The organism is Oleomonas cavernae (assembly GCF_003590945.1).
Taxonomy (GTDB): Bacteria; Pseudomonadota; Alphaproteobacteria; order Zavarziniales; family Zavarziniaceae; genus Zavarzinia; species Zavarzinia cavernae.
On record NZ_QYUK01000011.1, the window covers coordinates 985,790 to 1,000,325 of the forward strand.

Annotated in this window: 17 protein-coding genes; 5 read left to right on the forward strand and 12 right to left on the reverse strand. The window is 67.5% G+C overall.

Going from position 1 to position 14,536, the window contains the following annotated elements; all coding sequences use genetic code 11:
* From D3874_RS08385 to coxB, 4 genes are all read right to left on the reverse strand, one after another.
* Complete coding sequence (locus tag D3874_RS08385; RefSeq protein WP_119777682.1) at positions 1-603, reverse strand: cytochrome c oxidase assembly protein; 603 nt, start codon at positions 601-603, stop codon at positions 1-3.
* A 136-nt stretch (positions 604-739) separates the two neighbouring features.
* Positions 740-1,675, reverse strand: coding sequence for a heme o synthase (gene cyoE / locus D3874_RS08390; protein ID WP_119777683.1), 936 nt, complete (start codon positions 1,673-1,675; stop codon positions 740-742).
* A gap of 19 nt (positions 1,676-1,694) precedes the next feature.
* Positions 1,695-3,347 (reverse strand): cytochrome c oxidase subunit I, encoded by a 1,653-nt coding sequence (gene ctaD / locus D3874_RS08395; protein WP_119777684.1) that lies wholly within the window; start codon positions 3,345-3,347, stop codon positions 1,695-1,697.
* A 13-nt stretch (positions 3,348-3,360) separates the two neighbouring features.
* Entirely contained in the window at positions 3,361-4,224 is an 864-nt protein-coding gene (gene coxB / locus D3874_RS08400; protein ID WP_119777685.1) for a cytochrome c oxidase subunit II, read from the reverse strand.
* 379 nt (positions 4,225-4,603) lie between these two features.
* Between coxB and tldD the strand changes: the two genes are divergently transcribed.
* On the forward strand, positions 4,604-6,046 hold the full coding sequence (gene tldD, locus D3874_RS08405) for a metalloprotease TldD (RefSeq protein WP_119777686.1): 1,443 nt from the start codon (positions 4,604-4,606) through the stop codon (positions 6,044-6,046).
* Between the two features lie 162 nt (positions 6,047-6,208).
* On the opposite strand, the gene D3874_RS08410 is transcribed toward tldD, so the two are convergent.
* On the reverse strand, positions 6,209-6,793 hold the full coding sequence (locus D3874_RS08410) for a hypothetical protein (RefSeq protein WP_119777687.1): 585 nt from the start codon (positions 6,791-6,793) through the stop codon (positions 6,209-6,211).
* Between the two features lie 148 nt (positions 6,794-6,941).
* On the opposite strand from D3874_RS08410, the gene D3874_RS08415 reads away from it, so the two are divergent.
* Entirely contained in the window at positions 6,942-7,418 is a 477-nt protein-coding gene (locus tag D3874_RS08415; protein WP_147385580.1) for a hypothetical protein, read from the forward strand.
* On the opposite strand, the gene D3874_RS08420 is transcribed toward D3874_RS08415, so the two are convergent.
* The 7 genes from D3874_RS08420 to D3874_RS08450 all read right to left on the reverse strand — a co-directional run bounded on the left by D3874_RS08420 (position 7,408) and on the right by D3874_RS08450 (position 12,615).
* Positions 7,408-8,658 carry an RNA polymerase sigma factor gene (locus tag D3874_RS08420; RefSeq protein WP_119777689.1) on the reverse strand — a complete coding sequence of 417 codons (1,251 nt, stop codon included), beginning with the start codon at positions 8,656-8,658 and terminating at the stop codon, positions 7,408-7,410. The two genes, D3874_RS08415 and D3874_RS08420, sit on opposite strands and share 11 nt — an antisense overlap.
* Before the next feature lie 10 nt (positions 8,659-8,668).
* Positions 8,669-9,016, reverse strand: coding sequence for a YciI family protein (locus D3874_RS08425; RefSeq protein ID WP_119777690.1), 348 nt, complete (start codon positions 9,014-9,016; stop codon positions 8,669-8,671).
* A 106-nt stretch (positions 9,017-9,122) separates the two neighbouring features.
* Positions 9,123-9,404 carry a type II toxin-antitoxin system RelE/ParE family toxin gene (locus D3874_RS31945; protein WP_119777691.1) on the reverse strand — a complete coding sequence of 94 codons (282 nt, stop codon included), beginning with the start codon at positions 9,402-9,404 and terminating at the stop codon, positions 9,123-9,125.
* The gene (locus D3874_RS30125) at positions 9,395-9,667 is read right to left on the reverse strand and encodes a hypothetical protein (RefSeq protein ID WP_233559879.1); all 273 of its coding nucleotides are present in this window, start codon (positions 9,665-9,667) and stop codon (positions 9,395-9,397) included. The genes D3874_RS31945 and D3874_RS30125 overlap by 10 nt, the downstream gene beginning before the upstream one ends.
* Positions 9,668-9,682: 15 nt before the next feature.
* On the reverse strand, positions 9,683-11,044 hold the full coding sequence (locus D3874_RS08440; RefSeq protein WP_119777692.1) for a glutamate--cysteine ligase: 1,362 nt from the start codon (positions 11,042-11,044) through the stop codon (positions 9,683-9,685).
* 94 nt (positions 11,045-11,138) lie between these two features.
* A complete protein-coding gene (locus tag D3874_RS08445; RefSeq protein ID WP_119777693.1) occupies positions 11,139-11,861 on the reverse strand; it encodes an alpha/beta hydrolase family protein in 723 nt (240 codons plus the stop codon).
* A gap of 16 nt (positions 11,862-11,877) precedes the next feature.
* Complete coding sequence (locus D3874_RS08450) at positions 11,878-12,615, reverse strand: 16S rRNA (uracil(1498)-N(3))-methyltransferase (protein ID WP_119777694.1); 738 nt, start codon at positions 12,613-12,615, stop codon at positions 11,878-11,880.
* A 111-nt stretch (positions 12,616-12,726) separates the two neighbouring features.
* Here D3874_RS08450 and ubiA point away from each other — a divergent pair, with 111 nt between their 5' ends.
* From ubiA to D3874_RS08465, 3 genes are read left to right on the forward strand one after another with little or no spacing between them, the layout of a single operon-like run.
* Positions 12,727-13,590 carry a 4-hydroxybenzoate octaprenyltransferase gene (gene ubiA, locus D3874_RS08455; RefSeq protein WP_233559880.1) on the forward strand — a complete coding sequence of 288 codons (864 nt, stop codon included), beginning with the start codon at positions 12,727-12,729 and terminating at the stop codon, positions 13,588-13,590.
* 10 nt (positions 13,591-13,600) lie between these two features.
* The gene (locus D3874_RS08460; protein ID WP_119777696.1) at positions 13,601-13,987 is read left to right on the forward strand and encodes an OsmC family protein; all 387 of its coding nucleotides are present in this window, start codon (positions 13,601-13,603) and stop codon (positions 13,985-13,987) included.
* Complete coding sequence (locus D3874_RS08465) at positions 13,984-14,526, forward strand: NADPH-dependent FMN reductase (protein WP_119777697.1); 543 nt, start codon at positions 13,984-13,986, stop codon at positions 14,524-14,526. The genes D3874_RS08460 and D3874_RS08465 overlap by 4 nt, the downstream gene beginning before the upstream one ends.
* Positions 14,527-14,536: the final 10 nt, after the last annotated feature.

Genomic DNA, 14,536 nt, shown 5'->3' on the forward strand with positions numbered 1-14,536 from the left:
TCAATTCGTGACACTACGGGGTTCGGCCGCCGAGGATCTGGTCTCGTCGTCCTGGGCTCTGAAGAAGGTGTAGGAGAGGGTGATGGTCTTGACCTCGTCCATGTTGCGATCGGCCAACACGGCCGGGTCGACATAGAAGGTCACCGGCATGTCGACTTCCTGACCGGGCTGCAAGGTCTGCTCCTCGAAGCAGAAGCAGGCGATCTTGACGAAGTACTGGCCGGATTTGTCGGGTGTCACGTTGAAGGTGGCACGCCCGGTGACCGGCCGGTCGGTGTTGTTGACGGCCTTGTAGAAGACCAGCTTCTGCTCGCCGGGATGCACCGTGACCGAGCGCTGCTCGGGCCGGAAGGTCCAGGGCAGGTCGGACGCGGTGTTGGCATCGAATTCGACGATGAACACGCGGCTCGACACGGCGGCGGCGGCCGGGGCGTCCGCGGCATCGGCGCGCTGGGTCGTGCCGGCGTAACCGGTCACCTTGCAGAACAGGTCGTAGAGCGGCACCGAGGCGAAGCTCAGCCCCAGCATGCCGGCGACGGCCAGCGACAGCACCAGCGCGGTGCGGCCGTGGCGCGGCGGCTTGTATCCGGGCTGGCCGTTCATGGGTTGGAGACCTTGACCGCGGCGATCACGAAAAACAGCACGACCCAGGCGGCGAGCGCCAGCCCTAAGGCGATGTTGCGGCTGCGGCGGCGGCGGTGCATCTCGGAATAGGGCATGGCGGCGCTCCCCCGATCCGTCAGGCCAAGCCGGCCACGCGCTCGACCAGGAGCAGCGCGAACAGCAGGAACAGGTAGAGGATCGAAAAGGCGAACAGGCGCATCGCCGCCTTGTCGGTCCGCTGGACGAACAGGCGCACCGCCAGGCCGATGAAGGCAAGCCCGAGGGCGCCGGCGCAAATGCCGTAGAGCAGGCCGGCAAAGCCCATCAGGCTGGGCACCAGGCCCAGGGGCGCCAGCAGCAGGGCATAGGCCAGGATCTGGCGGCGGGTCGACTCGGGGCCGGCCACGTTGGGCATCATCGGCACGCCGACGGCACCGTATTCGCCGGCCTTGACCAGCGACAGGGCCCAGAAATGCGGCGGGGTCCAGAAGAAGATGATGGCGCACAGCACCATTGGCTCGATGGTGACATTGCCGGTCACGGCGGCCCAGCCGATCACCGGCGGCAGCGCGCCCGACAGGCCGCCGATGACGATGTTCTGCGGCGTGCGGCGCTTCAGGTACATCGTGTAGACGACGACATAGAAAAGAATGGTGAAGGCGAGCAGGGCGGCCGCCAGGACATTGACCACCAGGCCCATGAACACCACCGATATGGCCGACAGCACCAGGCCGAAGGCCAGGGCGTCCTGGGGTGCCACGCGGCCCATGGGGATGGGACGGGTCTTGGTGCGCGACATGCGGGCGTCGATGTCCGCGTCGTACCACATGTTCAAGGCGCCCGAGGCGCCGGCGCCGACCGCGATGCACAGCAGGGCGGTCAGGGCGAAGACGGGGTGCAGATGGCCGGGGGCGAGCACGAGGCCCACCAGCCCGGTGAACACCACGAGCGACATCACCCGCGGCTTGAGCAGTTGGATGAAGTCCGACGCGCTGGCGTCGAGACCCGCCTCGAAGGAGGCGGGCCCGACGTCGGTCGCGGCGCGGTCACGAGGATGAGTGACCAGGGTCAATGGCGTTACTCCAGGCCGATCAGTGGTGCTTGGCTGCGGTGATCACCGGCAGCTCGTTGAACTGGTGGAACGGCGGCGGCGAGGGCAGCGTCCATTCCAGCGTGTCGGCCCCTTCACCCCACGGATTGGCCGCGGCACGCTTACCGGCGACGAAGGCGTGGATGATGATGAACAGGAACAGGATCACGCCGGCGCCCGCGATGTACGAGCCGTAGGAGGCGATGCGGTTCCAGTCGGCGAAGGCATCCGGGTAGTCCGCGATACGGCGGGGCATGCCGGCGAGGCCGAGAAAGTGCATCGGGAAGAACAGCAGGTTCACGCCGATGAAGGTGATCCAGAAGTGCAGCTTGCCCAGGGTCTCGGAATACATCCGGCCCGACATCTTGGGGAACCAGTAGTAGAAGCCCGCGAAGATGGCGAACACGGCGCCCAGCGACAGCACGTAGTGGAAGTGCGCCACCACGTAGTAGGTGTTGTGCAGGGCGGTGTCGATGCCGGCATTGGCCAGCACCACGCCGGTCACCCCGCCGACCGTGAACAGGAAGATGAAGCCGATCGCCCAGATCATCGGCGTGGTGAAGCGGATGGAGCCGCCCCACATGGTCGCGATCCACGAGAAGATCTTGATGCCGGTGGGCACCGCGATGACCATGGTCGCCGCGGTGAAGTAGGCGCGGGTGTCGACGCCGATGCCGGTGGTGAACATGTGGTGTGCCCACACGACGAAGCCGACGACGCCGATCGCCACCATGGCATAGGCCATGCCCAGGTAGCCGAACACCGGCTTGCGGCTGAAGGTCGAGATGATGTGGCTGATGATGCCGAAGCCCGGCAGGATCAGGATGTACACCTCGGGGTGGCCGAAGAACCAGAACAGGTGCTGGAACAGGATCGGGTCGCCGCCGCCGGCCGGGTTGAAGAAGGCCGTGCCGAAGTTGCGGTCGGTCAGCAGCATGGTGATCGCGCCGGCCAGCACGGGCAGCGAGAGCAGCAGCAGGAACGCGGTGATCAGCACCGACCAGGCGAACAGCGGCATGCGGTGCAGGGTCATGCCCGGCGCGCGCATGTTGAAGATGGTGGTGATGAAGTTGATGGCGCCCAGGATCGACGAGGCGCCGGCCAGATGCAGCGACAGGATGCCGAGGTCCATGGCCGGGCCATCGTGCGAGACGACACCCGCGACGTTGGACGACAAGGGCGTATAGATCGTCCAGCCGGTGCCGACGCCATTGTCCGCACCGACGCCCGGCACGAAGACCGACAGCAGCAGCAGCGAGAAGGAGGGGATCAGCAGCCAGAACGAGATGTTGTTCATGCGCGGGAATGCCATGTCGGGCGCCCCGATCATCAGCGGCACGAACCAGTTGCCGAAGCCGCCGATCATGGCGGGCATGACCATGAAGAAGATCATGATCAGGCCGTGGCCGGTCACCAGCACGTTGAAGACGTGATGGTTTTCGAAATACTGGGTGCCGGGTTCCTGAAGCTCGAGGCGCATCAGGATCGACATGGCCCCGCCGATGATGCCGGCGACGATCGCGAAGATCAGGTAGAGGGTGCCGATGTCCTTGTGGTTGGTCGAGAACAGCCAGCGACGCAGGCCCGTGGGATGGCCGTGATCGTCGTGTCCGTGGCTGTCATGGTGACCATGAGCGGTGGTCGGGCTCGCCATGAGCGGAGGTCCTTCAGTTCGCGGGCGCGACGGCCGGGTGGGCCGAGGCAACGGTGGTGGCGGCAGTGTCCGCGGGAATGCCGGCCTGGGCCTTCTGCTGGGCGATCCAGGCGGCGTATTCTTCCTTGGTCACGACCTTGATTTCGACCGGCATGAACGCATGGTCCGAGCCGCAGATCTGGTTGCACTGACCGTAGTAGGTGCCGGTCTTCTCGACCTTGAACCAGGTCTCGTTGGTGTGGCCCGGGGTCGTGTACTTCTGCACGCCGAAGGACGGGACCATCCAGGAATGGATGACGTTGTCCGAGGTCAGCAGGACGCGAACCGTGGTGTCGACGGGGATGACCAGCGGGTTGTCGGTCGACAGCAGGCGGATCTTGCCCTCGGTCGCTTCCGCTTCCGTCCGCGCGGCGATGCGCGATTCGATCGTCAGGTCGCCGGCGTCGGGGTAGGTGTAGGCCCAGTACCACTGATAGCCCTGCACCTTGATGGTCATCTGCGCATCGACGGCCTTGTCGCCGAAATAGAGCAGGCGGAACGAGGGAATGGCGATCACGACCAGGATCATGATCGGCAGCACCGTCCACAGCACCTCGATCAGGGTGTTGTGCGCGGTTCGCGAGGGATTGGGATTTGCCCCGGCGCGATAGCGGAACATCACATAGCCGAGCAGGCCCGCGACGAAGACCGAGATCGCGATGATGATAACCAGCAGCATGTCGTGGAAGGAATGCATGCTTTCCGCGACCGGGGTTGCGGCGTCCTGGAAATTCAGCTGCCACTCCTGCGGCTGATCGGCCATCGCCAAGCCCGGCAGCGCCAAAGCGGTGCCTGAGGTAAGAAGGCCAAAAATGGCCCGGTTGATCTGCTGACCCATGGGTCGATCCAACTCCCGCTTGCTACGTTGGGCGTAGGCGCCGTCCGGTCCCCCGCCACCCCTCGGAAATTCTTTGCCGGCCCCACGACCGGCGATCCAGTCGCCTGATCGATGGGTACATCTGATCGGGCCGGATCACTAGCCTGTTTGGCAGGGCGAACCTATCACCGGCCTTCGCCGTCGAACAGGTGTCGCGCGAGGCGGAGTATACTGTCTGAGCCCCCAGGGCCACGGAGGCCGCGGTTCTTGCGACGTTATGACGCAAAATGCGATTGATTTCCGTCATTTAGCGGCTATCGACTGTTTCGGTAGGCTGGGGCGGTGACGGGAGGCGCCGGAACCCCCATATTGGAGGCCTGCGCCACGGAGTTTTTCACCGATGTCCGAATCCGATCGTCTGGTTCCCGATGCCCTGTTTTTCGAACGTGCCGGGCTCGATCCCGCCCGTGTCGGCCGCCTGGTCGACGATGCCCTGGCCGGGGCCGACGACGGTGAACTGTTCCTGGAATATGCCCAGTCCGAGTCGTTCGGCTTCGACGACGGCCGGCTGAAGTCGGCGAGCTTCGATACCTCGCAAGGGTTCGGCCTGCGGGCCGTGTCGGACGAGGCTACCGGCTTTGCCCATGCCGCCGACCTGTCCGAGGAAGCGATCGCCCGGGCGGCGCGCACCGTGCGCGCGGTGGCCCAGGGCCACGACGGCGTGATGGCCGGCCCGCCGGCGCGCACCAATGCCAAGCTCTATGTCGAAGACAATCCGCTGACCGCGGTCCCGTTCGAGGCCAAGACCAAGCTGCTGTCCGATATCGATGCCTATGCCCGCGCCAAGGATCCGCGGGTGCGCCAGGTCTCGGCCTCGCTGTCGGGCTCGTGGCAGGTGGTGGAGATCGTGCGCGCCGGCGGCGTGCGCGTGCGTGACGTGCGCCCGCTGGTGCGCCTCAACGTCTCGGTCGTGGTCGGCCAGGGCGACAAGCAGGAGGCCGGCAGCTTCGGCGCAGGCGAGCGCGGCTTCTATGCCCGCTACATGGACCCGGCCCATTGGCAGGCCGGGGTCGACGAGGCGCTGCGCCAGGCCCTGGTCAATCTCGATGCGGTGGCGGCCCCGGCGGGCGAGATGCCGGTGGTGCTGGGCTCGGGCTGGCCGGGCATCCTGCTGCACGAGGCGATCGGCCACGGGCTGGAGGGTGACTTCAACCGCAAGAAGACCTCGGCCTTCTCGGGGCTGATGGGCACCCAGGTCGCGGCCAAGGGCGTCACCGTGATCGACGACGGTACCTTGCCGGGCCGGCGCGGCTCGCTGACCGTCGACGACGAGGGCACGCCGACCAATCGCACCACCCTGATCGAGGACGGCATCCTGGTCGGCTATCTGCAGGACCGGCTGAACGCCCGCCTGATGGGCATGGCGCCCACCGGCAACGGCCGCCGCCAGTCCTATGCCCACAGCCCGATGCCGCGCATGACCAACACGATCATGCTGGGCGGCGACAGGACGCCCGAGGAGATCATCGCGAGCTGCAAGCACGGGCTCTACGCCGTGAATTTCGGCGGCGGCCAGGTCGACATCACCAGCGGCAAGTTCGTCTTCTCCTGCACCGAGGCCTATCTGATCCAGGAGGGCAAGGTCGGCCCCGCCGTGAAGGGCGCCACCCTGATCGGCAATGGCCCCGATTGCCTGACCCAGGTCCGCGCCGTGGCCAACGACATGAGGCTGGATCCCGGCATCGGCACCTGCGGCAAGTCGGGCCAGGGCGTGCCGGTCGGCGTCGGCCAGCCGACCCTGCTGATCGACGGCCTGACCGTGGGCGGCACGGCTGCCGCCTGAGGCGTTGATCCGCCGCCTCGGGCACTATCCTATATCGTCATGGCCGGGCGCCGTCCCGGCCATCCACGTCGGCAGGCTGCCCAAATCGTTGACGGACTTGCACCGTCTCGACGTGGATGACCGGGACAAGCCCGGTCATGACGACTTGGGGGCCTAAAGCCCTCAGGCGGTCGCCGCGACCATCTTTGTCTTCGCCAGTTTCCTGACGACCGCAGCCGGGTCTTCCAGGTGGGTCAGCACGACGTCGCTGGTCGTCATCTTCATGGCCGTGGTGAGGCGGAACAGGGCCACCTGGCCCGAGCCTAAATCGAAGGTCGCGGTTCCCGGCGCGCTGCCCAGGTTCATCTGGCCGGCGAAGGCCGCCTTCAGGACATATTGGCCCGGCGGCACGGTCGTCGCGGTGAAGCGCGGGCTTTTGAGCTGCGCCAGCTCCCGGCCGTTCAGCGTTACATCCATGCCCTGCGCCTTGCCCACAAAGCCTTCGCGCAACACGATGACAAGCCCCGTTCCCGGCGGCGGGGTCAGCGACAGGGCGGCCGCCCGGGTCTTCTCGTCGGCCAGTGTCACCGGCTTGTTGCCGGCGAGATTCATCAGGCCGAGGGTGACGAAGCCGCCGATCAGCCCGGAGACGATCCAGATCGAGGACATCGGTTCGACACCGGCGGCGGCCAGGGCGAAGGTCACGCCGAAACCGATGAGGCTGGCAATCAGCATCCCGGCCAGGACGGCGGTCAACTTCTTCGACATTGCGGGTCCCCAAGCAATCGCGGCGCCCATCCTAGCGACGGCGCCCGGCACGTAAACCATTCGATCGCCACATCCAAAGTATGGACGTGGCCCGGGGCGGCCGGGATATGCTCGTCGAAAGGCCCTGAAGGGCTGGGGAGGGAGCTATATGTCGTCTTTGTCGCCCGAGGCCCGCCGCCTCGTCGGTCACGGTGCCCTGGTGGTGATCTTCGGGTTGCTCGCGGGGTTCGCCATCGGCTTTGTGGCCCTGGGTGGTTTCATCCTGGATCCACTGCCCAGCGCCACCTTCGCCTTTCCCGGCAGCGAGCGCGGCTGGCGCGCCATGCACGTGGGCTCGCTGCTCAACGGCATCATGGCGATCGCGGTCGCCGGCGTGATCGACCGGGTGGTCGACAATTTCGGCACGCGCCGCCTGATCACGCGGGTGCTGACCCTGGCCATCTGGGCCAACACGATCTTCTATCTCGCGGCCAATTTCGCCGCCAACCGGGGCCTGTCGCCGTGGGACAATGCGGTGGGCCAGGGCTCGATCGCCGGGCTGATCGCCTTCGCCCCCGCCGCCATCGCCGCCTTCGTAACCATCTGGGTCGTCGCCCTGCTGGCCAAGGCGGCCTTCAGGCGTTGAGCTGGTCGCGGCGATGCTGCAGGAAGCGGCGGACGGCGGGATCGGCTTCGAGGCCGATGGCGCGGCCGTAAGCGTCATCGGCGGCGGCGGTCGCACCCGAACGGGCTAGGAGTTCGGCACGGGCCGCCCAATAGGGCTGATACTGGGCCAGGCGCACGTCGCCGGTTACCGCGTCAAGGGCGGCGAGGCCGGCCCGCGGCCCGTCCAACTCGGCGATGGCGATGGCCTGGTTGATGGCGACCACGGGCGACTCGGTCAGGGCCAGCAAGGCGCCGTAGAGCCGGACGATCGCCGCCCAGTCGGCGCGCCCGGTGTGCCGGCGCACGACATGGGCCGACTGGACGGCCGCCTCCAGTTGATAGCGGCCGATCGCTCCCAGCTTGCTGGCCCGGAACAGCAGGCCCTCGGCTTCCGCGATCTGTGCGGCGTTCCACCGGGCCGGATCCTGCTCGGCCAGGGGGATATAGTCGCCTTGGGCATCGCGGCGGGCATCGCGCCTTGCCTCGGCATGCAGCATCAGGGCGAGCAGCCCCAGGGCCTCGGGCTCGCCCGGCAGCAGGGAGGCGACGAGGCGGCCCAGCCAGATGCCTTCGTCGGCCAGGTTGCGGCGCCGCGCCTGCGTGCCGGCGGGATCGGACCAGCCTTCGGCAAAAGTCGCATAGATCGCCTCGAGCACGGCATCGAGGCGCTCGCCCAACTGCGCCGGTTCGGGGACGTGGAAGGGAATGCCGGCCTGGGCAATCTTCTGTTTGGCCCGCACCAGCCGCTGTCCCATGGTCGCCGGCGCGACCAGGAAGGCCGACGCGATGGTCGCGGCATCGAAGCCCAGCACGGTCTGCAGGATCAAGGGGGCGCGGATGCCCCGCTCGATCGCCGGGTGGGCGCAGGCGAACATCAGGCCCAGGCGAGCGTCGGGCATGGGGGCCTCGCGGGCGGCAGCGGCGTCGATTTCCTCGGCCATGAGGCGCAGGTGGCCGGCGGCGTCGCTGCGGCTGCGCCGCCGCCGGGCGGCATCGATCGACTTGCGCCGGGCCACGGCCAGCAACCAGGCTTCGGGGCTGCGCGGGATGCCGTCGGCCGGCCAGGTGGCCAGGGCGGCGGCGAAGGCTTCGGACAAGGCGTCCTCGGCCCCCGCGACATCGCGCGTGCGCGCCGCGAGAAAGGCGACCAGCTTGCCGTAGCTCTGGCGGGCAACCGCTTCCGCGGTCGCCCGGGCAGGGCCGTCATCGGGCCGCGCCATCCCGTCCCGCCTACATGGTCCAGACGGGCCGGACCTCGATCGCGCCGCGGCTGGCGCCCGGGCACCGCGCCGCCCAGGACAAGGCGGCGTCGAGGTCGGGCACGTCGATCATGTAGAAGCCGCCGAGCTGTTCCTTGGTATCGGCATAGGGGCCGTTCAGCACGTTGGTCTTGCCGTCGGCGATGCGCACGACCGTGGCGGTGGCGACCGGCTTCAGGCGGTCGCTGGCGAGCAGGATGCCGGCCTGCTGCAAGGCCTGGGTATAGGCGCCGTAAGCGGCCATGGTCTCGCCGATCTGCGCCTGGCTGGCGCTCAGGAAATCGGCTTCGTTGTTGTAGATCATCAGCATGTATTGCATGGCGGTTCCCCCGGAGTTCAGCCGCACCTGATGGCCGGCTGCTACAATGTCGTCCGACCATGCCCCATTTCGACAGGCAAGCGCTCAAATGCACGCCCTGAATTCGTCAGGGCTGAAGACGTTGCTGCATCCCATGCCGAATTCGGATGATCTCTACGTGCTGCCCTCGAATCCGATAGTAGATGAGATACGGTGTACCAGGTACCGGCAGGCAACGAGCATCGCCCACGCCGCCGAGCCGGCCGACCAGGGGGTGCTCGGCGATAAGCTTCACGACCTGAAGGATTCGCGTTGCCATCCGATCGGCCGCGGCGGGGTTGAAATCGGATATGTAGCTACGGATGCGGACAAGGTTGCCGTTTGCCCGCGGAAGCCAAACTACTTCCATCGCGGCGGGGGAAGCTCGTTGGGTGTGCCCCAACTGCGCAGCCACGCTTCAACCTCTTCATGAGGAACAAAATCGCCCTCATCCGCCTCTGCCATACCTGCGCTGATATCCGCCAGGGTGTCGGCATCGGCGGGCGACACGGCGCCGTCCAGAAGGCCGGCGACGGCTTCGGCAACCGTCAGGTCGTGGGCACTGGCAAAGGCGGCGAGGTCTTCATAGACCTCGGCCGGCAGTTCAATCGTGCGTGTCGCCTGAACATTCATGGCGACAGCATAGCATCAATAGGCATGTTCCTTGAACAGGTGCGTGAGGTCGCCGTTCCAGCGGCCGTGATAGGCTTCCAGCAGATCGTCGGCCGGGGTGCGGCCGCTGTCCACCGTGCGCTTGAGGATGTCGAGGAACATGGTCTCGTCGCTGCCCATGCCGTTGTCGGCGGCGCGCTGCTTCAGGCCATGCTCGGCGATGCCGACCACCTCGCGGGCGACATCGAGGACGCTGCCCTTGCGGAAGGGGGTCTTCAGCGCCAGGCGGGGCACGCCGGCGCGCAGGGCATCGCGTTCCTCGGCCGACCAGTCCTTGACCAGGTCGAGGGCGGCGGCCAGCGAATCGTCGGCATAGATCAGGCCGACCCACAGGGCGGGCAGGGCACACAGGCGGTTCCACGGGCCGCCGTCGGCGCCGCGCATCTCGATGTAACGCTTGAGGCGCGCTTCGGGGAAGAGCGTGGTCAGGTGGGCCGACCAGTCGCCCAGGTGCGGCTTCTCGCCCGGCAGCGCAGGCAGGCGGCCGGCCAGGAAATCGCGGAACGACTGGCCCGAGGCATCGATGTACCTGCCGTCGCGGTAGACGAAGTACATGGGCACGTCCAGCGCCCAGTCGACGTAACGCTCGAAGCCGAAGCCCTGGTCGAAGACGAAGGGGATCATGCCGGTGCGGTCGGGATCGGTGTCCGACCAGATGTGGGCACGGTAGGACTGATAGCCGTTGGGCTTGCCCTCGGTGAAAGGCGAATTGGCGAACAGCGCGGTCGCGACGGGTTGCAGGGCGATCGCCGCGCACATTTTCCGCACCATGTCGGCTTCGTTCGAGAAGTCGAGGTTCACCTGCACGGTCGAGGTGCGCAGCATCATGTCGAGGCCCAGCTTGCCGCGCTTGGGCATGTAGCTGCGCATGATGTCGTAGCGCCCCTTGGGCATGATCGGGACTTCGTCGCGCTTCCACAGGGGCGAGAAGCCAAGCCCCAAGAAGCCCAGGCCCAGTTCGCCGGCGACGGCACGGACCTGTTCCAGATGGGTGCCGACCTCGCCGCAGGTGCCGTGCACGGTTTCCAGCGGCGCGCCCGAGAGCTCGAACTGGCCACCCGGCTCGAGGCTGATCGAGGCACCGTTCTGTTCCAGGGCGATGATGTGCTCGCCCTCGTAGATGGGGCCCCAGCCGAAACGGCGCAGGCCTTCCAGCATGGCGCGGATGCCGGCCGGCCCGTCGTAGGGGACGGGGCCCAGATCGTCTAGGCGAAAGCCGAATTTCTCGTGCTCGGTACCGATGCGATAGTCGGCCTTGGGCTTGCCGCCCTCGGCCATCCACTCGACAAGCTGACGACGGTCTTCGATCGGCTCTCCGGCCGCCTGCACACCCGACATCAATTCTTCTCCCAGCCAACTGGCAGGTTGACTAACGAAACCTGATCACCCTGTCCAGCAGCACGCCGTGCAGCGCCGCTATGCGTCCGGACGTTTAGCGAGGCAGCGGTGTGGAAAGCTCGGCGACGACGCGTTCGAGCATATGGGGGGCGAAACCCATGCCGCAATGCGTTGCATCAATCTCGACATGGCGCACCATGGGCTCGTGGGTGCTGATGCAGGCGCGCCAGCTCACCACCCCGTCATGGCGGCTGTAGAAGGCGGTGACGGGGATTTTCAGGGGCACCAGCTCGCGCTGGGCGATGCGGGCATCGGCCTTGTCGAGGTCGATGCCCCGGCGCCGGTAGGTGCCGGCCAGCACGGTATATTTGGCCCCGCCCTTGACCGGGGTGCCCAAAGTGACGATGCGGCTGACCAGGTCCGGCCGCTCCCGCGCCGCTTCCCGGGCGATATAGCCGCCCAGGCTTTGTCCCACCAGGGCGATGGGGCCGCCGAAGGCCGCCACCCGCCGCTCCAGCCGGGCCAGGAAGGCCTGCACCAGGGCCGGCACGCTGCCCCTGTTGCGGCCCAGGCCCCAGCCCTCGGCCTTGAAGCCGGCGGCCGTCAGGCGCCGGCGCAGCACGACGGTCGAATAGTCGTCGGTGCCGAAGCCGGGCAGGACGATGACACGCGGCCAGCCCGCCACGGTCATGGGGCGCGGCAGAATCGCACCGGTCACGGTTGACACCAGGCCCTTCATCATTTCCAGCCCGGCCCCCATCTCGCGCAGGGTGTCGAGCATGTGGGGCGGCTTGATCTCGTCGCGGGAGGCGGTCATGTGGCTGGACCCTCTGTCATGCCCAGGATGCTCGCCTTGCCGCGTCCAATAAGGCAAGCCCGGCGATCACGGCGGTCTCGGCGCGCAGGATGCGGGGGCCCAGCGAAACCGGGCGGATGAAGGGCAGGCGGCGCATCAGGCTGCGCTCGGCCGGCTCGAAGCCGCCTTCGGGGCCGATCAGCAGGGCCGCCGGCGCGTCGCCGATCGCCCTTGCCGCCTCGATCAGGGGCGGGGCATCGCCGGCCTCGTCGCAGAAAAACAGCGGGATCGCCTTGTCCCAATCGCCCAGCACCTGTTCGAGACGGCGCAATTCGGCCATGGCCGGCACGCCCAGGCGGCCACATTGCTCGGCGGCTTCGATCGCATTGGCGCGCATGCGGGCGATGTTCACCTTGTCGACCACGCTGCGCCGGGTCTGGGCCGGGATGAGGCGCGAGGCGCCCAGTTCGGTCGCCTTTTCGGCGATCAGCTCGACCTTGGCGCCGCGGATCGGGGCGAAGACCAGGATCGTCTCGGCTTCGACCGGCTGTGGCGCCAGCAATTCTTCGCAAAGGGCGGTGACGGCCTTCTTGCCCGGCCGGGCCAGGCCGGCCCGCCATTCGCCGTCGCGCCCGTTGAACAGGGCGATCTGGTCGCCGTCACCAAGGCGCAGCACATTGCCGACATAGTGCGCCTGCCCCTCGGCCAGGGCCACGGTCGCGCCCGGGCCCAGATCGGCATCGACGAACAGGCGATGGCGCGGGCGGTCCTTCATGATCTCATCGGCTCCTTGAGGCGGCGGGCCATTCCGGGGTAGCACAGTGGCATGATACCTGTCCCCGATATCAAACCGGCCGATGCCACGCCGTCAGGCTGGGTCGACCGCATGCCGCCCGCGCTCCGGCCCTATCTGCGCCTGGCGCGGGCCGACCGGCCGATCGGCGTCTGGCTGCTGATGTTTCCCTGCTGGTGGTCGACGGCCCTGGCTGCCCCCGCGGGCAGCCTGCCCGATTGGCGCCTGCTGCTGCTGTTCTTCGTCGGCTCGGCCGTGATGCGCGGCGCCGGCTGTACCCTGAACGACATCGTCGACCGTGACATCGATGCCCAGGTGGCGCGCACCCGGGGCCGGCCCCTGCCGTCGGGCGCCGTGTCCACCAAGGCCGCGGCCGTGTTCATGGGGCTTCAGGCCCTGATCGGCCTGGGCGTGCTCCTGTCGCTCAACACGTTCTCGGTCTGGCTGGGCCTGGCCTCGCTGCTGCCGGTGGCGGTCTATCCCTTCATGAAGCGGATCACCTACTGGCCGCAGGCGGTGCTGGGCATCGCCTTCAATTGGGGCGCCTTGATCGGCTGGACGGCGGTGAGGGGCGATCTGGGCTGGCCGGCGATCCTGCTCTATCTGGCCGGCATCGCCTGGACGCTGGGCTACGACACGATCTATGCCCACCAGGATAAGGAAGACGACGCGGTGGTCGGCGTGAAGTCGACCGCGCTGAAACTGGGCGAGCGGACCCGGCCGTTCCTGTGGCTGGTTTACGGCCTGACCGTGGCCCTGATCGGCGCGGCCGGCGTCCTGACCGGCCTCGCCTGGCCGTTCTGGATCGTCTTGGGACTGGCGGCACTGCACCTGGGCCGTCAGGCGGCGGCGAGCGATTTCGACAATGGCGCCGACTGCCTGGCCAAGTTCAAGTCCAATGCCCGCCTGGGCGCAATCGTGTTCGTCGCCATCGCCGCCGGGCAATGGGCAGCATAAGGAGGATTTCATGGCTTCGGTGCATCTGACCAGCGAGAAGGGCCTGGCCCAGTCGATCCGCGCCCGCACCCATGTGCTGACCGCCGACGAGCCGCCGAGCAACGGCGGCACCGATACCGGCCCGGCGCCTTATGAATTGCTGATGGCGGCACTCGCCGCCTGCACCTCGGCCACCCTGCGCATGTACGCCGACCGCAAGAAATGGGACCTGGGGACGATCGGCATCCATGCCCGTTTCGTTCGCGATGCCGACGGGACCGAGCGGGTGGTACGGGACGTGACCATCGGCGCCCCGCTGCCCGACGAGGCGAAGGTGAAACTTGCGGAAATCTGCGAGAAGACGCCGGTCACCAAGACCCTGAAGCGGTCGATGACCATTGCCACGGTGCTGAAATGAAACTCCTGGGCATTTCGGGAAGCCTGCGCCGCGCCTCGCTGAACACCGTGCTGCTGCGTGCCGCGGTGGGCCTGGTGCCTGATGGGGTTACGCTGGAGACCGGGACGATTACCGGCATTCCGCTCTATGACGGCGACGTCGAGGAGGCCGGCGGCCTGCCCGAGGCGGTGGTCACTTTGAAGGCGCAGATCGCGGCGGCCGATGGCGTGGTGCTGGTGACGCCCGAATACAACGGCTCGATGCCCGGCGTGTTCAAGAACGCGGTCGACTGGCTGTCGCGCCCGCCCGGCCAGCCCGGCGTGTTCAAGGACAAGCCGGTGGCGATCATGGGCGCCTCGCCCGGCGGCTTCGGCACCGTCCTGTCCCAGGATGCCTGGTTGGGCGTGCTGCGCTCCCTGGGCACCAGGCACTGGTTCGGCGGGCGGGTGCTGCTGTCGCGGGCGCACCAGGCCTTCGACGCCCGGGGGCAGTTGACCGACAAGGCGGCCGAGGAGCAGGTGCGGCAGATGCTGGCGGGCTTTGCCAGGTTCGTGGGGTAGCTGCCCTGCG